We start from the raw sequence: 22,817 nt of genomic DNA, 5'->3' as shown, positions 1-22,817 counted from the left end.
GTGCGTTGACTAAGTTATAATTTATCGTTTTAGTGGAATAGTTGGCAAAGACATGGAGCTGATTCGAGGCATTCACAATTTGAAGCCACACCATCAAGGGTGTGTTTTAACTATCGGTAACTTTGATGGCGTTCATCTTGGGCACCAATCGGTATTACGACAGTTAATCGAAAAAGCGAACCAATTGAATTTGCCTGCGACGGTAATGACATTTGAGCCGCAGCCACTAGAGATGATCATTGGCGACAAAGCACCTGCGCGATTAACACGGTTACGTGATAAATATGTAGCGTTAAAAGAGCAAAATATTGATCAACTTTTATGTGTTAATTTTAATAGAAAATTTGCAGCACTATCAGCGGATGAATTTATTACCCAGTTATTGGTGAATAAATTAGGCGTTAAATATTTAGTTGTTGGTGATGATTTCCGCTTTGGCCATAAGCGCACGGGCGACTTTGCTATGTTGCAAGCTGCTGGCGCCAAGTATGGCTTTGATGTGGTTAGCATGGATACCTTTAGCGTTGCTCAAGCACGCGTTAGTAGTACCATGATCCGCGACGCGTTAGCACAAGATAAACTTGATTTAGCCGCCGAACTATTGGGTCGACCATTCAGTATTTTTGGTAAAGTATCTCACGGTGCTAAATTAGGGCGAACTATCGGTTTTCCAACCGCTAATATACCGCTTAAACGCTGCGTAGACCCAATCAATGGCGTGTATGTAGTTGAAGTGTTAGGTATCAGTGATGATGCGATACAGGGCGTTGCAAACATTGGCAAACGTCCTACAGTTGGTGGCGTGTGCTCTCAACTGGAAGTGAATTTATTTAATTTTGATGGTGACCTTTACGGCAAACAGCTAGAGGTTGTCCTAAAGAAAAAATTACGCGGCGAACAGAAATTTGCATCTTTTGATGTACTTCGTCAGCAAATAGAACGAGATGTCATTGCAGCCAAAACCTTTTTTGGCCTGTCAGTTTAATTTTTATGAATACCAATAACGGAAATTAGGATACATGAGCGAATATAAAAAAACGCTGAACCTGCCAAAAACGGGCTTTGCGATGCGCGCTAACTTAGCGAACCGCGAACCAAACATGTTGAAGCAGTGGACTACTGATGATTTATACGGAAAAATCCGTGCCGCTAAGAAAGGTAAAAAAACCTTTATTCTGCACGATGGTCCTCCTTATGCGAATGGTAACATTCACATTGGTCACTCAGTTAATAAGATCCTGAAAGACGTTATTATTAAAGCGAAAGGCTTGTCTGGCTTTGACGCACCTTACATTCCAGGTTGGGATTGTCACGGTCTACCTATCGAATTAATGGTAGAAAAAAAAGTGGGCAAACCAGGCCGTAAAGTAACAGCTGCACAATTCCGTGAAGAATGTCGTAAATATGCGACAAAACAAGTTAACGGTCAACGTGAAGACTTTATCCGTCTTGGCGTACTAGGCGATTGGCAGAATCCATACCTAACAATGGATTTCAGCACTGAAGCAAACATTATCCGTGCTTTAGGTAAAATTGTTGAAAACGGTCACTTACAAAAAGGTTCTAAACCTGTTCACTGGTGTACAGATTGTGGTTCTGCACTTGCTGAAGCTGAAGTTGAATACGAAGATAAGAAATCACCTGCTATCTACGTGCGTTTTACGGCACAAGATCAAGCTGCTGTTAAAGCTGTATTTGGTAGTGATGTTGAAGGTTTGGTGTCAACGGTTATCTGGACGACAACACCTTGGACATTACCTGCTAACCGCGCGGTTGCATTAGCTGAGCGCGTTGAATATTCGCTAGTTAACATGGTAACTGAATCTGGTTCACAGCAACTAATTTTAGCAACAGACTTAGTTGAATCTTGCATGGCTGCATTTGCACCTGAAAGCTTCACTACGTTAGGTACTTGTACTGGTGCTGCACTAGAGAATTTACGCTTTAACCACCCGTTTTATGATTTCGACGTACCAGCAATTTTAGCTGATCACGTAACGACTGAAGCGGGTACGGGCGTTGTTCATACTGCACCGGGTCACGGTCAAGAAGATTACGTGGCTGGCCTACGTTATAACCTAGAGATTGCAAACCCTGTTGGTAACAACGGTGTTTACCTTGAAGATACACCTTTATTTGCTGGTCAACACGTATTTAAAGCAAACGATAGCGTTCTTGAGGTGCTAACTGAAAAAGGTGCGTTATTAAACCACCAAGTACTAAAACATAGCTATCCACATTGCTGGCGCCACAAAACGCCAATCATTTTCCGTGCTACACCACAATGGTTTATCAGCATGGAACAAAATGGTCTGCGTAATGCAGCAATGAAAGAAATTAAAGATGTGCAGTGGGTTCCTTCTTGGGGTCAAGAGCGTATCGAAAGCATGGTAACGAACCGTCCTGACTGGTGTATCTCTCGTCAGCGTACGTGGGGTGTGCCAATTTCTTTGTTCGTTCATAACGAAACACAAGAACCGCACCCGCGTTCTGCTGAACTAATGCAAGATATTGCTAACTTAGTTGAACAAAAAGGTATTCAAGCGTGGTGGGATCTTGATTCTGCAGACCTACTCGGTGATGACGCTGTAAACTACACGAAAGCACCTGATACATTAGACGTATGGTTCGATTCGGGTTCAACACACTTCTCAGTTGTTGATGCACGTAAAGAATACGACGGCGCAGATATCGATCTTTACCTTGAAGGTTCTGATCAGCACCGTGGTTGGTTCCAATCATCATTGATGATCTCAACAGCTATTCACGGTAAAGCACCTTATAAAGACGTATTAACACACGGTTTTGTGGTTGATGCGAAAGGCCGTAAGATGTCTAAATCTATCGGTAACGTAATGGCACCACAAGACGTAATGAATCGTCTTGGTGGTGATATTCTACGCTGGTGGGTTGCAAGTACCGATTACACAGGTGAAATGACGGTATCTGATGAGATCTTAGATCGCAGTGCTGACGCTTACCGTCGTATCCGTAATACTGCACGTTTCTTATTGTCTAACTTAGAAGGTTTCAACCCAGAAACTGATATTGTAGCGACAGAAGATATGGTTGCATTGGATCGTTGGGCAGTGGGTCGTGCACACGCACTACAAACTGAAATCCTAGCCGATTATGAAAACTACCAAATGCAGAATGTAACGCAAAAACTAATGACATTCTGTTCAATTGAAATGGGTAGCTTCTACTTAGATATCATCAAAGATCGTCAGTACACTGCAAAGTCAGACGGAATTGCACGTCGTAGCTGTCAAACTGCGATGTTCCATATCTTAGAAGCGATGGTTCGTTGGACTGCGCCTATCTTAAGCTTTACAGCGTTTGAGATCTGGAATGCAATGCCTGGTGAACGTGCTGAGTATGTATTCACTGAAGAGTGGTACACAGGTCTAACACCACTTGCTAATGATGCTGAGCTAAACAACGCTTACTGGAGTAAGCTACAAGCTGTTCGTAGTGAAGTAAACAAAACTGTTGAACTAGCACGTAACAATGCGGTTGTTGGTGGTTCTTTACAAGCTGACGTTACTTTATATGCGAATGCTGAACTTGCAGCTGACCTTGACAAATTAGGTAACGAATTACGTTTCTTACTATTAACGTCAAACACGACAGTAGTTGCGGTAACAGAAGCGCCTGCAGGCGTTGAAGCAAGCGCTATTGACGGTTTATGGATTAGTGTTGCTAAGAGTGACGCAGAGAAGTGTGAGCGTTGCTGGCATCATAACGAAACAGTAGGTCAGTCTGAAACGCATCCTACTATTTGTGCGCGTTGTGAAGATAATATCGATGGTGAAGGCGAGAAACGTCAATTTGCTTAATTGCTAGTGTGTTCATTACACCGAGCAAGTTAAAGAAGGGTAATAACCATTAAGCTGTTATTATCCTTCACATAGAATGCCTACTGTGTACTGGTTAGTTTAATCAGTATAAATACAGTAGGCATTTTTTTATGGATAAAAGCTTAACCCGTGTCATGAAAATGATATGATTGTAAATAATCTATTCCAATATGCTGGATTGATACCAATAACAATGCACTGTTTATACCTAAGCGATTGATATAGCATCTTGAAGTAACTTGGGTATATATTATATTTATCGTCATCACGTTGACGTATCAGAGGATAATCATGACCGTAGGCACAACAAAGAGAACAGGATTAATGTGGCTGTGGTTAGCCGTTGTCGTATTTTTTATTGATTTGGGTACCAAGACTTTTGTGGTGAGCCATTTTCAATTAGGTGAATCGGTAAATGTGTTACCTGTGTTTAATTTTACCTATGCACGTAACTATGGTGCGGCATTTAGTATGTTTGCAGATGCAGGCGGTTGGCAGCGTTGGTTCTTTGGCGTAATAGCTGTATCGGTTTCTGGTCTGTTGATTTATTGGTTAAAGAAACAACCAGCTCAGCAGTATTGGAGCAATATTGCTTACGCACTTATTTTAGGTGGTGCGTTAGGTAATTTATATGATCGTATTATTCATGGTTATGTAATTGACTTTTTACATGTGTATTGGGATACAAGCCATTTCCCTATTTTCAATTTAGCAGATACTTGGATCTGTATTGGTGCCGCGATGTTAATCTTGGAAGCCATTATGGAAAGTAAAAATGACAAGGACTCATCAAATGACAGTTAACGTAGCAACAATTGGTAATGATAGCCAAGTACTAATGCATTTTACTATTACCTTAGCAGATGGCTCTGTTGCTGATAGTACTGAACTACAAGGTAAGCCAGCCAAATTAGTGATTGGTGATGGTAGCTTAACGCCTAATTTTGAACGCTGTTTATTAGGTTTAACTGTCGGCGATAAAAACAAGTTTGAACTGCAACCAGAAGATGCATTCGGACAGCCGAATCCAGATAATATTTATTATTTAGACCGTGCTAAATTTACCGAAGTAAAAGCGGAAGTCGGTTTGATTGTTGGTTTTACTCAGCCAGACGGTGCTGAATTACCGGGCATGATTCGAGAAGTGATTGGTGACTCGGTAACTGTCGATTTTAATCATCCGTTAGCTGGACAAGTTGTAACGTTTGAAGTTGAAATTTTAGAAATTAATGCAGAATAAATAAGGTTTATGATGGAAATTTTACTCGCTAATCCTCGTGGCTTCTGTGCCGGTGTTGACCGTGCTATTAGCATTGTTGAACGTGCGCTTGAGCTGTTTGAAACCCCTGTTTATGTACGTCACGAAGTTGTGCATAACCGCTATGTGGTGGATGGCTTAAAAGAGAACGGTGCTATTTTTGTCGAAGAGCTTGATGAAGTGCCAGACGGTCGTGTGGTTATTTTTAGTGCGCATGGCGTATCTAAAGCGGTACAAGCTGAAGCTAAACGTCGTGACCTAAAAGTATTTGATGCAACTTGTCCGCTTGTGACAAAAGTACATATGGAAGTGACTCGTGCGAGTCGCCGTGGTATTGAATGTGTATTGATTGGTCATAAGGGTCACCCTGAAGTCGAAGGTACTATGGGTCAGTATGACAATGCTGATGGTGGTATGTATCTGGTTGAGTCGATTGCGGATGTTGCCGTTTTAGATGTTAAAGATGTGACAAACCTAACTTACAGCTCACAGACTACGTTATCGGTAGATGATTGCTCAGCTATTATTGACGCACTGCGTGAACGTTTCCCAGAAATTAGGGGACCACGTAAAGATGATATTTGTTACGCAACACAGAATCGTCAGGATGCGGTATCTAAACTAGCAGGTATGGTTGATATTATGTTTGTGGTTGGTTCTAAAAATTCATCAAACTCGAACCGTCTACGTGAAAAGTCTGAAAACCTTGGTGTCCCGTCTTACCTCATTGATAATGCAGGTGATATTGACCCTATATTATTGGAAGGTAAAGCTAAGATTGGTGTTACAGCAGGCGCGTCTGCACCTAAAGTGTTGATCGATCAGGTTGTTGAAAAGCTCCAAGAATACGGAGGTAAACTGGTGACTGAAGTCGAAGGGCGTCCAGAAAATACGATATTTGAAGTGCCAGCCGAATTACGTATTAAGCAAGTAAATTAACTCGCACTATTGATAGGCTCGTTTAGTCATCGACTCGACGAGCTTTATCCACTCATACACTCTTTTTAACTAATCTCTAATATCTCACCTCTATACCCTATAATTTTATTTGAATACCAGCTTGGTTTGCTACCGCATTGAATCATCGATTTAATTAATGTTGAGTCTCACAGAATAAAATGCGTCGTGTTTACATAAAATAAACATATGTGTAACATGGTCGTGTATAAATTATTTAAGTGAGTTAGTTATGCAATCTAGAAAGGAATCTGGATTCAGTCTCATTGAAGTGATGATCACATCATTCATCCTTGCCGTTGGCCTATTGGGCATAGTGGCATTGCAAGGGATTGCGAAGAAATCATTAGCAGATACAGACAAGCAAATTGAAGCTTCATATCTTGCGCGTACGGCGTTGCAAGAATTGCGGGCTAATACCGCTTGGCTTAACGCGACCTCAAATTCGTCACCTACCCAAGACGACATCATTTACGATATTCTCACGAATGCAGCAAACTCTGCTTCACTCAATAATATGGAATTATGCCGTAATATCGGAGCTACCGTGACGGTTGCTGTGAGCTGGCAAGTTCAAGGAGTAGACGCTGCAGAACCGAGTGAAAACTGTGGGACCCCAGTAACGAATCGTCGACAAGTAATGCTAACTAGCTTCATCAAGGGGGCTATATGAGAGCGAAGCAAGCGGGCTTTAATTTAGTGGAACTGATGATTGCGCTGGTTATTGGTTTGGTGCTTATGGTGTCAATCACAACGATGTTTGTGGATACTAAAGTCTCGGCTAACCGCTCTTCAACCGTTTCCAATTTACAGCAACAGGCGCAATTAGCCTTGCAAGTATTAGTGGAAGACGTACGTGCTATCGGGAGTTTTGCTGAATTTTCTGGCGGTGGACTTGCTGATATCCAAGTGCCTAATAATATTGCCGCTGGTGATTGTTTTGTCGTGCCTACAGCCGAACTGGCTGACCCACCAGATCCAAAGCAAACTACGACCGAAAACTATCACTTACCCAAGTTCGCTAATTGGATTCTAAATTCAAATGAAGTTGATACTGCTAATTGTAATCAAGGTGGTTATAGCACCTCAGAAAATAGCGACGTATTGTCTATAGCACGTATTCGTGGAGTGATTACCCCTAATCCTCAAGCTAATCGTTATTATGTTGCGATTTCACCTATGCAAGCGCAGTTATTTACAGGCGCAGCCCCTAGTATAGCTAACGCCGAAATATATCCTTACTTACATCACACCTATTTTGTCCAAGAGCATGATAGCAATAGCCCCCGATTAAGTCGTTTTAGCTTTATCGATGGTGATTTTACCAATGATTTAGTGGTGAATAATATAGAGCAAATACGAATCGATTTTGGTATTGATGATGACGACGATGGCCGAGTTGATCGTTATGATGAAAGCAATAATGTCACTACTGATATGTGGAGTAATAGCCAAATCGTATCTGCGCGTATTTATGTATTAGCACGTGCTAAAAATAAAGATTTAACATTAAATAATGACGAGGCGTTTAACGACAAGTTTGAACCTTTTAGCCCACCGAATAATGATAATTATCGTCGTTTTTTATTATCAACAACGGTCGTGATAAAAAATAACATGATGGCGGTGACACAATGAAACATCAGCGAGGCGTTACCTTATTTATTGTGATTATTATATTGGTTGTTATTACTTCATTGGCTGCTGCCGTGATAACCCAAACGCGCTTAGGGCAACATTCGATAGGTTTGACGCAAGACAAATTAGCGAATGAGCAAGCGTTATTAGGCAGCGTTAGTGAAGTGATGAGTAACCCTAATTTAATTAACGATATTATGGAGTGGGGGGAGGGAGCTAGTTCCGCTTTAAGTACGAGCGGTACTTCGCATGTGACTCTAGAGCAGCGCGGAGAAGGTCATTGTAAGCGAAGTGTAAACGCTTCGAGTGTCAATTTAATTAACTGTCGATTTGTGAAAATGGATTTTACACAAGACGATGGCCCGCGAGTTAAAGGTCTGGCAATGACCGCTGGCGTAGAACAGCCATTTTTGGCAGCGCAAAATCAATAGGGATAGGCAATGAAAAGGATTTTCAAACCAGTCAGCGTTATTTTCGCTGGATTGATGGCATTACATGCAGGGGCTGATGAAGGTGAAATTTATTCAGTTAGCTTAAATGGTAAGCCGCAAGTACTGATTATTTTAGATACCTCTGCTCATATGCGTGAAGAGGCGGATTATCCTTACCCTAAGTATTATGACCCGCATATTGCTTATCCACCGACACCAGATACAAATGTTGAAGATATCATTTACCGTTGGCTCTACGGTGGTGAGCAATTTTATTATAACAATAGTGTTAACGCTAAGGCGCTCAATCACACAGAGCTACGTGGTATAGCAGAAAAAGCGGTTGATACTTATTCGGGGGGCGCAGCTCTTACAGGTGATGAACAAGTTAAATACGACGAGTTTGTTACGACGATTCCGACTCGAGACAGTAGTAATAAGCTCGACTTTTCTAAAATGAATTGCTATTCAGCTGTCGCGGATTTTCAAGGTGATCTTGGTGCTTATCAAGACTATGTTGCTCAGTGGTTACCTGGCCCTTTAAAGTTTGGAGATGGCGTTGTAGGGATCCCGTATGAGTGGCGTACAATTGGCAGTAAAACTAGTATCGGGCGTAAATTTGTTGATTGTGACCAAGATATAGCTACGGGTGAAAAGCGAAACCCCGGTTACGAACACAGTGGGGTGATTAAGGCTGAAGAAGTCAACGAAGATGGTGAATCAGATGATGGTTCAGCTGATGGGTATGTTGAAAATCCGGATCGAGAAGGTTTTCCATCGAACGGACCTGAATATTATTGGAATATCTATGAAGATACGGCTCAAGGACGATTTAATGGCGATAGTAATAATAAAGCGTATTTATATTCAGATAATTTAGTTAAATGGGCAGCGTTAAAACCGACTAGTGGCGCAACGATTCAATTATCAAATTTGCAGATCGCTAAAAAAGTTGTTTTAGATTTGATGCTGGATACAACAGAAATTAATACTGGATTAGAAATTTTTAATCCGAATAACTCTATCACTAAACTCGACATTCTAAATAATAATGGTGGTCGAATTATTTCGAAGGTGAGCTCTTATGATCCTGATGATTACGATGCTACGACTAATGGCTATGTAAATAAAAAAAGTCTGCTAAAAAGCCAAATGCAAGATATTTTTACTACGAGTATGTCTAAGTCTGCCTTATGCGAAAGTTTGTACGAAGGATATCGATATCTATATGGTCAAGGTGTTTGGTATGGGGATGATGTTTTAATTGGAGAAAAACCAGAACGCGACCAAAGTGCAGAAGCTAGCGGTACTTACATTAGTCCTATGGATTGGGTAAATAGTTGTCAAACCGAAGCCTATATAATTATGGTCACAACAGGTCATCACGATGTATCTTCTAGACTTACTGATATTGTTAAGTGTGGTGGTATCTTTGGTGGGCGAATTAGAATTGATGCGTATGATCACGATAGTAAAGCTAATGAGTTGATTGAACAATTATCTGGAATGACCGCACAGGATATTGTAGACAAAGCGGTACAAGTTAATGATGCAGATACGACCTGTGATAAAAACCTACTCCCTGTACTATCAGGTTGGTTAGCAAATAATGATATGAACCCTACTACTAAGGATATAAAGGAGCGTATTGTTACTTATACTGTCGGTATTGGAAAACTGGATGATAAACGTCGTAATTTGTTAGAGAAAACGGCTAAATACGGTGATGGTGAATTTTATAACGCGCTTGATGCGAATGAATTACGTCAGAAATTAGATATGGTTTTTGCTGATATTATAACTAGACAGCAAGGTGTTACAGCGGCCGTTGGTACTTCTATTAATAGTAGTAATTCAACTAAGAGTAATGAATTTGTTTATTACCCTATGTTTAAACCGAGTCAAACTAGTCGCTGGCGAGGTAACTTGCGTAAATTTAAAGTTACTGATGACGGTACCTTGAGTGCATGGACGCAATCAGCAAGCGATGCTACGTCAACTAATTCAGATATATTACCAGCCTTGACTGGTAGTGACTCTAGTTTCTTTAATGATAATTTGTATTCAGCTTGGAGCTCAGAGAAAGGCCTCAATGATGTAGATAAAGGTGGTGTTGTAGAAGCATTTAGCACCCTTGAATCAACGGATACACGTAATATTTATATCACTAATGCTGATAATAGTGCGTTGCTAACTTTGAATAAAGATAATTTAAAAATCGCCCTATCTGTTGAAAGTGACGCGAATTTAGCGAGTGCTCTTGGTGTATCGGAAGCCACTTTAGACGCTGCAATTAGTTGGTTACAAGGTAAAAATGAAGCGGATGAATATCGTGATGATATCTTCGGCGATCCTATGCATGCAGAGCCATTAATTGTTGAATATCCAGATTCTAAACCACGGATATTTATTGGTACTAATGCCGGATTCTTCCATGCATTTAAAGATAACGGGCGTAGTGTTGAAGAAGAGTGGGCATTTATACCGAAAGAAAATCTCGCCATGGCGCTTATGTTAAACCTGCAAATCACAAGAGCTGAAAATCGCATTTATGGAATTGATGGCACAGCTGTTGATGCTCATTATTATGAAAATCCAGACAATCTTAAGCATATAATTACCTTTGGCTTACGACGAGGTGGGGAAAAATATTTTTCCTTGAATGTTAATCTTGATCGCAGCAAAGTAAATACCATCCCAGAATTAAACTGGGTGATGGAAAATGCTCCAGCACCAATAGCAAAAACGTATCCTGAATTGGCTCAAACTTGGTCGACTCCTATTGTGAGTAAAATTCTTAGAGAGGACCCGGATCAAAATGATAGACCGGTATTAATTTTTGGTGGCGGCTATGATACTAATAAAGATACTTGCGGTTCCAATAGTAGCAGTTCAGGTATTAGTAATATTTGTAGTGATACAACAGGTCGAGCTGTGTATATAGTCGATGCAATTAGCGGTGTTGTCGTGGAGTCGTTTGGGGGATTTAGCGATAGTATTGCCAGTCGGTTAGCTGTAATGGATAGCGATGGTGATAGCTATGCTGACCGAATTTATGCGCCTGACACAGCGGGTAATATCTACCGTATTGATATGACGAAAGCCTTCGATACTGATAAAAATAAATTTACCAAGGGTGCAAATACCTTTGTTCAACTTGCTAGTCTTGGTGGCTCGGGGGATAGTGATCTCCGATTTTTCAGCGCGCCATCAATTGTAAGAGCAAGGGATATAAATGGTAACTCCTATGATGGTTTATTATTAGGTAGTGGAGATATTACCAGCCCGAATTCTAATATTACCGTGCGTAATTATCTCTTTAATATTAAAGATAAAGATATATACCCTACAGTGTGGGGGGAAGGGCTTGGTAAAAAGCCTGAACCTACAGTGATAAAACGCGATAATTTATCTTTGATTAGTAATAACAACGTCTCTGGTAATGAAACTGTCACGGATGTCGAGAAAGACACTGTATTATCAGGTTGGCGTTATAAATTAAATGAAGCAGCTGAAAAGTCCCTTGGTGCTGCTGTCGTTATTAATGGTGTTGTACATTTTAATACTTATACTCCTTTTGCCAGTGACTATGTTATAGAAAATGGACAGTGTGTTGCGAACCTATCGGGTTATAGCCATTATTATCAACTCAACTTGAATGTTGGTACAAAAAAATATTATCGAAAATTACAGAATGTAATCGCTAAAGATCTTGCGGTTCATGCTGCGTCGAATAATGGTGCATCTGTATTACGTTTACTCGGTGCGGGGAAAGGGGACAGTAAAATGGTCGGTGGTGTTGCCGTTAACAAAGGAACTATTGATACGGAAGTATCGTTAGTACCGCATTCTACCTACCGTTACTTCAATGAGGCGGCGCAATAATGACAAATAAACAGACGGGTTTTACCCTCGTTGAATTGATGATCGTCATCGCTATTATCGGCATTTTAGCGGGTATTGGTTACCCTTCTTACAGTGCTTATATTATGAATAACAATCGTAATGATGCAAAAACGGCATTGTATAAAGCGCAGTTATTACAAGAGCAGTTTTATTTAGACAATAGAGAGTATGCAACCTCATTAGCCAGTGGTGTGGCGAATACATTATCTGGCTGGGATGATGACAGTGACTATTACACCTTTGCACTGAGTGCTAGCAGTACTGCAAACAACTATACGATAATTGCGACTGTCGAAGCTGGCAGTACGCAGGCTAATGATACAAATTGTGCCTCTTTTACCATTGATAATCTTGGTTCAACTACGTCGATGAATAGTGAAGATGAAGCAACAACAGATTGTTGGTGACTTTCTATAAAAAGAAATTTAGCGATTTCATCGATTTAATTACTCGTCTGATTGGCAATTCGAGTTTGCTTCGGTATGCTAATAGTTATATTTAGGGGCTAACAGGGACTGAACATGAAAAAAATTGAAGCGATTATTAAACCGTTTAAACTTGATGATGTACGTGAAGCGCTTGCAGAAATTGGCATTACAGGTATGACTGTATCTGAAGTGAAAGGTTTTGGCCGTCAAAAAGGTCATACCGAGCTTTATCGTGGTGCTGAATACATGGTTGATTTTCTACCTAAAGTAAAACTCGATCTTATTGTGCAAGACGATGACGTTGATGCATGCATCGACTCTATCGTTGAAACTGCGCATACAGGTAAAATCGGTGACGGTAAGATCTTCGTTACCGCTGTAGAACGCGTGATCCGTATTCGTACCGGTGAAGAAAACGAAGAAGCAATTTGATAACTATCAGTGAGATGAGTTACTGATAGTCGAATGGTTTTATAAAAACACCGAGCATTTATGTTCGGTGTTTTTTTTTAGCCTGCAAATCTAATCTAAATCTAAGTTGATTCGGTTGATTGACACACACAAAATCACGACCCAAGGGCGTCTCTGAGTTAGCATTTTGACGCGGTTTGGGTATAATCACTCCATTAACAGATCCGTTTATATTATTAAATCTAAACAATCGCTCATAATTAAAGCACCCAGGACGATTCCATGACAATGTCTACAGCTGAGATCCGCAACGCGTTTCTTGATTATTTTGCCAGTAAAGGGCACAACAAAGGTACAAGTAGCTCACTTGTACCTGCTAATGATCCAACTTTGTTATTTACAAATGCGGGCATGAACCAATTTAAAGACGTATTCCTAGGTGCAGAACAACGTTCATATACACGTGCCACAACGTCTCAACGCTGTGTACGTGCTGGTGGTAAACACAACGACTTAGATAACGTGGGTTATACTGCGCGTCACCATACATTCTTTGAAATGCTAGGTAATTTTAGCTTTGGTGATTACTTCAAAGAAGATGCGATCTTATTTGCATGGGAATTCTTAACGGTTGTCCTGAAACTGCCAAAAGAAAAATTGCTGGTTACCGTTTATGAAAGTGATGATGAAGCATTTTCATTCTGGGCGAACAAAGTAGGCGTGCCTGAAGACAAAATTATTCGTATTGGTGACAAATCACCAGAGAAGAAATTTGAATCCGATAATTTCTGGTCGATGGGTGACACTGGTCCATGTGGTCCATGTTCTGAAATATTCTACGACCACGGCGAAGATATTTGGGGTGGCGTACCGGGCTCAGCAGAGGAAGACGGTGACCGTTTCATTGAGATCTGGAACTTAGTATTCATGCAGTTTAACCGTCAAGCTGACGGCACAATGGAAGAACTACCAAAGCCATCTGTTGATACAGGTATGGGTCTTGAGCGTATTTCTGCAATTATGCAAAATGTACACTCAAACTACGAAATCGATATCTTCCAAACTCTAATCAAGCATGTTGCAGAGCTTATCGGTACAACTGATTTAGAAAACAAATCATTACGCGTAATTGCCGATCACATTCGTGCATGTAGCTTCCTGATCTCTGACGGCGTTATGCCATCAAATGAAGGTCGTGGTTATGTACTACGTCGTATCATTCGTCGTGCAGTTCGTCACGGTAATAAACTTGGCGCGAAAGGTCCATTTTTCAACAAACTTGTTGCGAAAATGGTCGAACTCATGGGTGATATTTCTGACGATCTAGTAAAACAACAAGCAATTGTTGAAAAAATCTTACTTATCGAAGAAGAGCAGTTTGGTAAAACACTTGAACGTGGTCTGAACATTCTAGACAATGAATTGTCACAACTAGACGGAAAAGTTGTTCCTGGTGATGTCGTATTCAAACTTTACGATACCTATGGTTTCCCATCTGATCTAACGGCTGATATTGCACGCGAACGCGATCTAACGATTGACGAAGACGGCTTTAAAGCAGCAATGGAAGAGCAACGTAATCGTGCGCGTCAAGGTTCTAACTTTGGCACTGATTACAACGAAATGATAAAAATTGATGCTACAACTGAATTTTTGGGTTACCAAACGCTGACATCTGATGCGCAAATCGTTGCATTAATTAAAGATAACGCTGAAGTTGAGCTGTTAAATGACGGTCAAGAAGGTGCTATTGTTTTAAACCAAACACCATTCTACGCAGAAGCGGGCGGCCAATCTGGTGACCAAGGTGTGATCAAAATTGGTGATGCAGTATTTACTGTAACTGACACCAAAAAAGCAGGTAATGCAACGGTTCACTTTGGTACTGTTTCGGGTGTTATTGAAGTTAATACCCAAGTTATCGCCGATGTTGATGTTAGCCGTCGTAAAGCGATTGGCCTTAATCACTCTGTTACTCACTTGGCACACGCTGCATTGCGTAAAGTTGTTGGCGAAAATGTACAGCAGAAAGGCTCATTAGTATTACCAGAACGTTTACGTTTCGATTTTTCACACTTTGAAGGTGTAACAGCAGCGCAATTGCTTGAAGTTGAACGTTTGGTTAACGCACAAATTCGCGCAAACCACGAAGTTGTAACTGAAGTAATGGACATTGATGCTGCGCGTGAAGCGGGTGCAATGGCACTATTCGGTGAGAAGTACGATGATGAAGTGCGCGTAGTGCGCATGGGTGATTTCTCAATTGAACTGTGTGGTGGTACGCATGTTAAACGTACTGGCGATATTGGTTTCTTTAAGATTTTATCTGAAAGCGGAATCGCTGCAGGTGTTCGTCGTGTCGAGGCGGTAACGGGTGATTCTGCATTAGCATATGTTCACGATCTTGTTGCCAAAATACAAGAAACTGCAGGTTTAGTGAAAGCGGACCAAAATACAGTTGTGGCAAAAGTGAGTCAAGTACTCGACCGTAATCGTAGCCTAGAAAAAGAAGTTGAGAAGTTAAACGTACAAGTAGCAAGTGCTGCGAATGCTAACTTGATCGATCAGGTACAAGTGATAAACGGTGTTAAAGTACTTGTTGCTAATCTAAAAGGTGCTGATCCTAAGTCGCTACGTAGCTCGATGGATGAACTGAAGAACAAACTGCAAAGCGGTATTATTGTTCTTGGTATTCCTGGTGAAGGCAAAGTTAACCTAATCACGGGCGTAACTAAAGATCTAATCGGTAAAGTGAAAGCGGGTGAGCTCGTAAGCTATCTAGCAGTTCAAGTCGGTGGTAAAGGCGGCGGTCGTCCAGACATGGCGCAAGCGGGTGGTTCAAACCCTGAAGCGCTAGCTGCAGCGCTTGAATCAGTGACTCCTTGGTTAACTGAAAAATTATAAGTTAGTATTATTAGTTAACAACACATCGTTGTTAACTAAGTTTAAATAAACAGTGTAATAACAACGAGTAGGCAATCCTTCTCGTTGTTTTGAACACAGGCGGTGATAAATTAAAGGTTATTAAAGGAAGTTGTTGTGGCGTTGTATGTACAAAAATATGGGGGTACTTCAGTTGGTTCAATTGAGCGCATTGAAGCTGTTGCCCAGCGAGTGAAAAAATCTCGTGAACAGGGAAATCAAATAGTTGTGGTCGTGTCGGCTATGTCTGGTGAAACTAACCGTTTACTGGGCATGGCGAAAGCGCTCGATGAGAACGCCGACCGCAGAGAAATGGATGTATTAGTTTCAACGGGTGAACAGGTTACGATTGCATTGTTAACCATCGCGCTGCATAAAGCTGGTGTCGATGCGATATCAATGACTGGTGATCAGGTTCAAATGAAAACCGATAACAGCCATGGTAAGGCTCGCATCAAAACTGTTGAAACAGACAACTTACAACGTCATCTAGATGAAGGTAAAGTGGTCGTAGTTGCAGGTTTCCAAGGTCGTGATGAAGATAATAATATCACGACGTTAGGGCGCGGCGGCTCGGACACAACCGCAGTTGCAATTGCAGCTGTACTGAAAGCTGATGAATGTCAGATTTATACTGACGTTAATGGCGTCTATACCACCGACCCTCGGGTTGAACCGCGCGCACGGAAATTAGATTGCATCACTTTCGAAGAGATGCTTGAAATGGCGAGCCTAGGTGCCAAAGTATTACAAATTCGCTCGGTCGAATTTGCAGGGAAATACAATGTACCTTTACGTGTTCTATCTTCATTTGAAGAAGGTGAAGGGACATTGATTACTTACGAGGACGTAAAAAAAATGGAATCAGCAATCATATCTGGCATTGCGTTTAACCGCGATGAAGCAAGTTTAACAATATCAGGTATCCCTGATGAACCTTTAGTCGCAGCCAATATCTTAACGCCAATTGGTGATGCCGGTATTGATGTTGACGTTATCGTCCAAAATGCACATGGTGAAGATGGTCTTGTTGATTTTACCTTTACTGTTCATCGTGACGATTACCAAGCCGCGAGAGCTCTCTTGGAAAAGACTTGCGAAGAATTATCTGGAAAAGATGTGCAAGGTAACGATCGTATTGCTAAAATTTCAATAGTAGGTGTCGGTATGTGGAATCATCCAGGTGTCGCTAAAACAATGTTTGAAGTTTTAGGCAGTGAAGGGATCAACATGCAGTTGATTTCAACCTCTGAAATTAAGATTTCAGTGATCGTTGACGAAAAGTATTTAGAACTCGGTGTACGTGCATTGCACGCTGCATTCAACTTAGATGTTGCTTGAACTGAGTGAATTAACAGCAAATTAAGTCTTATTTATTCTTTTCTTGTTTTACATTGAAGCTTTTAATAGAATAATAAGCGGCTTAACAAAAATATAATGAATTAGTTGAGGAATAAATTAATGCTAATATTGACGCGCCGTGTTGGCGAAACACTTATGATCGGTGATGAAGTTACAGTTACTGTTCTAGGTGTTAAAGGTAATCAAGTTCGTATCGGTGTTAATGCGCCTAAAGAAGTATCTGTTCACCGTGAAGAGATCTACATGCGAATTCAAGCAGAAAAAGGCGAAAGCCCTGAAGGCAACTTCTAAATTAGAATAATAAAATTATTACAGATTGGGTTTAGCGATAGCTAAGCCCTTTTTTTTATCTGTTTTTTGACTATTTTGGGACTTTCATCCTATTTATGCTGCAATAGTAGTTTTGTTGTTTGAAACTTAAACAGTTACTTGAGGGTGGTTAATTAACATTTGACTTATTTTCCAGTATCCGTATTATGAGCGCCAACAACACGGAGAGGTGGCCGAGTGGCCGAAGGCGCTCCCCTGCTAAGGGAGTATGGGCTTTAAATCCCATCGAGGGTTCGAATCCCTCCCTCTCCGCCATTGTTGTCCTACTCCTATCACATGTTTGAAAATGTGTTATAGTGTTTCGGTCAGCTTTTTGGTCGTTGTAAGAAATAATTGTATGCGGATGTAGCTCAGCTGGATAGAGTACCTGGCTACGAACCAGGCGGTCGGAGGTTCGAATCCTCCCATCCGCACCATTATTTCGATTAGAATTAATTCTAAGTAGTTAGTAGAAGTTGAAAACACTTAATCTAATTATGAAAATTATACGTTAGACCAAATATGTGCGGATGTAGCTCAGCTGGATAGAGTACCTGGCTACGAACCAGGCGGTCGGAGGTTCGAATCCTCCCATCCGCACCATTGGTTTTAACTCAAGAATAGATATAACAGAATAAATTATGTGCGGATGTAGCTCAGCTGGATAGAGTACCTGGCTACGAACCAGGCGGTCGGAGGTTCGAATCCTCCCATCCGCACCATTTATTCAAATCAACTAGAGATTTCAAACTAGACGTTGTAGAACGTAAACCTAACAGAACAAATTATGTGCGGATGTAGCTCAGCTGGATAGAGTACCTGGCTACGAACCAGGCGGTCGGAGGTTCGAATCCTCCCATCCGCACCATTTGTTCAAACCACAATTTAATTTTTATGGTTTAATTCGTTAAACGGTAAAATAAAACAAGTTCTTAAAATAGAAAATGTGCGGATGTAGCTCAGCTGGATAGAGTACCTGGCTACGAACCAGGCGGTCGGAGGTTCGAATCCTCCCATCCGCACCATCTATTTTAAATATAATTTTTTGTGCGGATGTAGCTCAGCTGGATAGAGTACCTGGCTACGAACCAGGCGGTCGGAGGTTCGAATCCTCCCATCCGCACCATTTATTATATTATTATGATTTTTCCGATGTAAGTCTTTACATTGTCGATGTTTTTCATAATAATAGGGTTTGTGTGGAGAGGTGGCCGAGTGGCCGAAGGCGCTCCCCTGCTAAGGGAGTATGGGCTTTAAATCCCATCGAGGGTTCGAATCCCTCCCTCTCCGCCATTAAATAAAGAAACCGCTTAATTGCGGTTTTTTTATGCCTGAAATTTACCTCACCAACTATCTGCTGATTATGGGCGTTCCGCTATATTGTTATTTTTGGTTATCATTACAGAATCGGGTGGTGGTTTATCTTGGTTGCATATGTGGCTGGGGCTTTCTCGTTAGATAATAAAGTAAGACTGATTCGCCTTTATAAGATGCAATTCTCGTCTGGTGCTCAGCGAGTAAGGTATATCATCAAACTAAGAAATGCGATGATGGCCGTTGTGCCGCCAATAATATAGATAAAACCTTTCTTACCTTGTTGTATACTCCAGTTATTATATTGCAAGAATCCAAACCACAAGATACTTAGTACTAAAGGTAATAGAAAAAATTTAAACATAAACTCCCCAATGTAGCGATTTATCACTGTTTATTGAATTATATAGTGGCTAAACTGTCCTACCACTTTTAATTATGCACGTAATATTTATAGAACAGTTAAATATTACCAGTCTGTGTATCCATAAGTGCGTTAAGCATAACATTAACATGCTTAACTTTGATTATACGTCTAACTTCAATATTATAGTGTGACTTAATTCTCTTAGTGGTAATACTGTGGGTAACCGTGGGTAGATGAGATTTAGAGGATTAGATGGGTCTTTGGTTATTGTTTTTTAGTAGTTTTACGTCTGCGACCATTTTACCTGGTAGTTCAGAAATACTGTTAACCGCGATGCTTGTTGAAGGTTCGTGGTCGCATTGGCAGCTTTTTATTATGGCGACCAGTGGCAATGTATTAGGGTCTATCCTTACCTTTTACATGGGGTATTTTATTTATGCGAAAAAGCCGATTGATTTTTCAGAAAATAAGCACTACCGCCGTGTACACAGCGTGATCCAACGATGGGGTTGGAGTAGCTTGCTATTTAGTTGGTTACCTGTTTTCGGTGATGTTTTTTGTTTATTAGCAGGTTGGTTACGTTTAAATCCTGTACTTTCTTTTATCGCTATTATGCTAGGTAAGTCAATTCGCTATGCAGTTATTATCTGGTTTATGAGTTTCTATTAGCTAATTATTTTATATTCAATTTAAAATTAACGAGGAATTTTTGATGCGTTTGAATTCTTTTTATGGTGCAGTGGTGCTGAGCTCTTCAATGCTGTTACTTAGTGGGTGCTCATTATTTGATAAAGACAGTGATATCGCAGCATTGCCGAGTGGAATGACATTAGTGGATCAGCAAGAAAAAGTGTCAGGAAGCTTGCTAATACCCTATGAAAAGTACCAGTTAAGTAATGGCCTTACCGTTATTTTACACGAAGACGATTCTGACCCGCTAACGTATATTGATATGACTTACCATGTTGGTTCTGCACGTGAAGAGCTCGGTAAATCGGGTTTTGCGCATTTTTTCGAGCATATGATGTTCCAAGGCAGTAAAAATGTGGGTGATCAGCAGCATTTCAAAATTGTTAATGAAGCTGGCGGTTCGATGAACGGCAGTACCAATCAAGATAGAACGAATTATTACCAAACCGTACCTGCGAATCAATTAGAAAAAATACTGTGGTTAGAAGCCGATCGTATGGGTTTTTTATTAGATGCGGTTGATCAACGTAAATTTGAGATCCAACGTGCTACGGTTAAAAACGAGCGTTCACAACGCGTTGATAATCGCCCTTACGGTTTACTTGGTGAACGTGTAGGTGAAGCTTTATATCCACGGGATCATCCTTATGCTTGGCAGCCAATTGGTTATGTTGAAGATTTAGACCGTGTTGATGTGAATGATTTAAAACAATTCTTCTTACGTTGGTATGGGCCGAACAATGCAACACTGACGATTGCGGGTAAATTTGATAAAGCGGAGACCTTAGCGTGGGTAAATCAGTATTTTTCGACCATTCCGGAAGGTCCTGAAGTAAAAGATATGCAACCTGTGCCTGTGAGTATTGATAACGATCGTTATATTACCTTAGAAGATAACGTGCCACAGCCGATGCTGTATATCAGTTATCCAACGGTATATATGGGGCATAAAGATGAAGCTCCGCTCGATCTGTTTGCTTATGCTTTAGGCGGTGGGAAAAACTCACTTTTGTATAAGAATTTGGTGGAAACTGGTTATGCAACGAATGTAGCTGCTTATCATAGTTGTAGCGAACTAAGTTGTACTTTTGATATCTATACGCAACCGAACCCAGCTAAAGGAATGGAGCTGGCCCCGTTATTGGCGAAGATTAATGCGTCGATGAAAGAGTTAGCAGATAAAGGTATCGCATCTTCTGAAGTAACTCGGTTACGCTCGATCATTGAAAGCTCCACGATATTTGGTATGCAAAGTGTTGCAGGAAAAGCAAAAGAGCTTGCGTTAGGTGAAACCTTGATGAATGATCCTAATTACTTAACGAAGGGGTTATCCGTTTTTAATACGATCACTGCAGAAGAAGGGATTGTTGGTTATAAAAAATACCTCGAAAATAAACCCAAAGTGATCATGAGTGTTGTGCCTAAAGGTAAGTTGGAATATGTTGCCCATGCTTCGACGTTTACACCTGCACCACGTGATATTGGTAAGCAAAATGCGCCGTTAGCTCAAACATTAGCAGTCAGAACGACGAAAGATACTTTTGATCGTTCAGTGATGCCAAAAGCGGGCGATAATCCACAGCAAACATTACCGACATTATGGCGTCAATCACTCGCGAATGACATTCAAGTGCTTGGTACGGTATACGATGAAACCCCTACCGTGAGTATACAGATTAATGTAAAAGGTGGGCGACGTGTTGAAAGTGCTGATAAACAAGGGATTGCAAAATTAACGGCCGCTATGATGAATCAATCTACAACGCTGCATTCATCGGCAGAACTCAACGATCAATTACAATCACTCGGCAGTAGCATTAATTTCTCTGCGGGCCTTTATGGTACGAGCATAAGTGTTAACAGTTTATCGAAAAATTTACCTGCAACATTAGCAATATTAGAAGAGAAACTGTTTAAACCGGGTTTTGTAGACGCTGATTTCACGCGTATTAAAGCACAGTCAAGACAAGCGTCATTACAAAATCAGCAAAGAGTTGGTTGGTTAGGGCAATTAGCTACACAACGTATTTTGTATGGTGAGGAGCGTGTTACTGGCAACCCATCATCTGGTACATTGAAAAATCAAGCAGCATTAACGCGTGATGATGTATTGGCTTACTATCAGCAATATTATAACTTAGCAGAAGCTAAAATCGTGGTGGTTGGTGATGTTAGTGAAGTCGCTGTTACGACGTCGTTAGATTTTTTACAGCAAGGCGCTCATTTGCCCGCAGTGACTTACCCGCCTCTAGCAAAAGCACCGTTATGGCAACCGAACACACTTTATATAGTTGATAAGCCAGGGGCGGTACAATCTGTAATTAAAGTAATATCACCCGCGGTAGCGTATGATGTGACAGGTGATTTTTTCAAAGCGAACTTAATGAACTTTAATTTAGGTGGTAACTTTAATAGCCGCTTGAATCAGAACCTACGCGAAGATAAAGGGTATACATACGGAGCGATGACAGGATTTTATGCTGACCGTGAATATGGTTTTTTCTCTTCATCGGCGGATGTTCGGGCTGAAGTAACTGGCGATGCAATCAAAGAAACGCTAAAAGAATTAAAAACTTATACAGATGGTGGTATCACTGATTCCGAACTGACTTATATGAAAAGTGCGATTTCACAGCAAGAAGCCTTGTCTTATGAAACACCAGCTCAGAAGTCTAATTTCTTAATGCAGCTATTATTATTGGATTTATCACCTGATTTTGTAGAGCAGCAAGCCAAGATTATTCAAACGATGAATAAGTCTGAAATTCAGGCATTAGCAAAGACTTACTTATCGAGCGATAAATTTTCTGTTATTGTGGTCGGTGATCGTCAGTTGATTGAAAAACAGGTTCAAGACTTTGGTTTAGATATTCAAGTTTTTGATCTGTTAGATAAATAATAGACTTGAAATTAACCTTAAAGATTGCTCCATTGATCGTGCAATTTTTAAGGTGATACTTTTAT

At 40.7% G+C, this 22,817-nt stretch carries 17 protein-coding genes and 8 tRNA genes; 24 read left to right on the top strand and 1 reads right to left on the bottom strand.

The annotated features are described in order from the left end of the window. Positions 1-52: 52 nt before the first annotated feature. From ribF to HWV03_RS19710, 22 genes are all read left to right on the top strand, one after another. Complete coding sequence (gene ribF / locus HWV03_RS19815) at positions 53-985, top strand: bifunctional riboflavin kinase/FAD synthetase (RefSeq protein WP_211673144.1); 933 nt, start codon at positions 53-55, stop codon at positions 983-985. A 34-nt stretch (positions 986-1,019) separates the two neighbouring features. Further along, entirely contained in the window at positions 1,020-3,839 is a 2,820-nt protein-coding gene (gene ileS / locus HWV03_RS19810) for an isoleucine--tRNA ligase (protein ID WP_211677548.1), read from the top strand. 312 nt (positions 3,840-4,151) lie between these two features. Beyond that, positions 4,152-4,664: a signal peptidase II gene (gene lspA / locus HWV03_RS19805; RefSeq protein WP_211677546.1), complete on the top strand. Its 513-nt coding sequence runs from the start codon at positions 4,152-4,154 to the stop codon at positions 4,662-4,664. Then, positions 4,654-5,100 carry an FKBP-type peptidyl-prolyl cis-trans isomerase gene (gene fkpB / locus HWV03_RS19800; RefSeq protein ID WP_211673141.1) on the top strand — a complete coding sequence of 149 codons (447 nt, stop codon included), beginning with the start codon at positions 4,654-4,656 and terminating at the stop codon, positions 5,098-5,100. The genes lspA and fkpB overlap by 11 nt, the downstream gene beginning before the upstream one ends. A gap of 12 nt (positions 5,101-5,112) precedes the next feature. After that, a complete protein-coding gene (gene ispH, locus HWV03_RS19795; protein ID WP_211677544.1) occupies positions 5,113-6,057 on the top strand; it encodes a 4-hydroxy-3-methylbut-2-enyl diphosphate reductase in 945 nt (314 codons plus the stop codon). Positions 6,058-6,307: 250 nt separating this feature from the next. Then, positions 6,308-6,748 (top strand): type IV pilus modification PilV family protein, encoded by a 441-nt coding sequence (locus tag HWV03_RS19790; RefSeq protein ID WP_211677542.1) that lies wholly within the window; start codon positions 6,308-6,310, stop codon positions 6,746-6,748. Then, entirely contained in the window at positions 6,745-7,713 is a 969-nt protein-coding gene (locus tag HWV03_RS19785; RefSeq protein WP_211677540.1) for a PilW family protein, read from the top strand. Before HWV03_RS19790 ends, HWV03_RS19785 begins: the two co-directional genes overlap by 4 nt. Further along, entirely contained in the window at positions 7,710-8,144 is a 435-nt protein-coding gene (locus HWV03_RS19780; RefSeq protein WP_211677538.1) for a hypothetical protein, read from the top strand. Before HWV03_RS19785 ends, HWV03_RS19780 begins: the two co-directional genes overlap by 4 nt. A 9-nt stretch (positions 8,145-8,153) precedes the next feature. Beyond that, a complete protein-coding gene (locus tag HWV03_RS19775; protein ID WP_211677536.1) occupies positions 8,154-12,029 on the top strand; it encodes a pilus assembly protein in 3,876 nt (1,291 codons plus the stop codon). Further along, positions 12,029-12,457 carry a type IV pilin protein gene (locus HWV03_RS19770; protein WP_211677534.1) on the top strand — a complete coding sequence of 143 codons (429 nt, stop codon included), beginning with the start codon at positions 12,029-12,031 and terminating at the stop codon, positions 12,455-12,457. Before HWV03_RS19775 ends, HWV03_RS19770 begins: the two co-directional genes overlap by 1 nt. Positions 12,458-12,571: 114 nt before the next feature. Next, positions 12,572-12,910 carry a nitrogen regulatory protein P-II gene (gene glnB / locus HWV03_RS19765; protein WP_006033375.1) on the top strand — a complete coding sequence of 113 codons (339 nt, stop codon included), beginning with the start codon at positions 12,572-12,574 and terminating at the stop codon, positions 12,908-12,910. A 261-nt stretch (positions 12,911-13,171) separates the two neighbouring features. After that, complete coding sequence (alaS, locus tag HWV03_RS19760) at positions 13,172-15,793, top strand: alanine--tRNA ligase (protein ID WP_211677532.1); 2,622 nt, start codon at positions 13,172-13,174, stop codon at positions 15,791-15,793. Between the two features lie 135 nt (positions 15,794-15,928). Further along, positions 15,929-17,152 (top strand): aspartate kinase, encoded by a 1,224-nt coding sequence (locus tag HWV03_RS19755; RefSeq protein ID WP_211677530.1) that lies wholly within the window; start codon positions 15,929-15,931, stop codon positions 17,150-17,152. A 120-nt stretch (positions 17,153-17,272) separates the two neighbouring features. After that, positions 17,273-17,464 (top strand): carbon storage regulator CsrA, encoded by a 192-nt coding sequence (csrA, locus tag HWV03_RS19750; protein WP_006033372.1) that lies wholly within the window; start codon positions 17,273-17,275, stop codon positions 17,462-17,464. Between the two features lie 202 nt (positions 17,465-17,666). Then, positions 17,667-17,758: transfer RNA gene (locus HWV03_RS19745), tRNA-Ser, on the top strand. An 84-nt stretch (positions 17,759-17,842) separates the two neighbouring features. After that, positions 17,843-17,919: transfer RNA gene (locus HWV03_RS19740), tRNA-Arg, on the top strand. Positions 17,920-18,008: 89 nt separating this feature from the next. After that, positions 18,009-18,085: transfer RNA gene (locus tag HWV03_RS19735), tRNA-Arg, on the top strand. A gap of 42 nt (positions 18,086-18,127) precedes the next feature. Continuing rightward, positions 18,128-18,204 (top strand) — tRNA-Arg (locus HWV03_RS19730). 69 nt (positions 18,205-18,273) lie between these two features. After that, a tRNA-Arg gene (locus HWV03_RS19725) sits at positions 18,274-18,350 on the top strand. Positions 18,351-18,430: 80 nt separating this feature from the next. Beyond that, positions 18,431-18,507 (top strand) — tRNA-Arg (locus tag HWV03_RS19720). Positions 18,508-18,531: 24 nt separating this feature from the next. Continuing rightward, a tRNA-Arg gene (locus tag HWV03_RS19715) sits at positions 18,532-18,608 on the top strand. A gap of 75 nt (positions 18,609-18,683) precedes the next feature. After that, positions 18,684-18,775: transfer RNA gene (locus HWV03_RS19710), tRNA-Ser, on the top strand. A gap of 217 nt (positions 18,776-18,992) precedes the next feature. Here HWV03_RS19710 and HWV03_RS19705 read toward each other — a convergent pair. Further along, positions 18,993-19,160, bottom strand: coding sequence for a hypothetical protein (locus tag HWV03_RS19705; protein WP_211677528.1), 168 nt, complete (start codon positions 19,158-19,160; stop codon positions 18,993-18,995). A 255-nt stretch (positions 19,161-19,415) separates the two neighbouring features. Between HWV03_RS19705 and HWV03_RS19700 the strand changes: the two genes are divergently transcribed. Beyond that, the gene (locus HWV03_RS19700) at positions 19,416-19,832 is read left to right on the top strand and encodes a YqaA family protein (protein WP_211677527.1); all 417 of its coding nucleotides are present in this window, start codon (positions 19,416-19,418) and stop codon (positions 19,830-19,832) included. Positions 19,833-19,875: 43 nt separating this feature from the next. Next, positions 19,876-22,752, top strand: a complete 2,877-nt coding sequence (locus tag HWV03_RS19695) for a M16 family metallopeptidase (RefSeq protein WP_211677525.1) — start codon at positions 19,876-19,878, stop codon at positions 22,750-22,752. Positions 22,753-22,817 lie beyond the last annotated feature (65 nt).

Origin of the sequence: Moritella sp. 36, from assembly GCF_018219415.1 — a bacterium.
GTDB lineage: Bacteria > Pseudomonadota > Gammaproteobacteria > Enterobacterales > Moritellaceae > Moritella.
The sequence above is the reverse complement of the archived record's forward strand: the minus strand, read 5'-3'. Positions and strand labels throughout refer to the sequence as shown.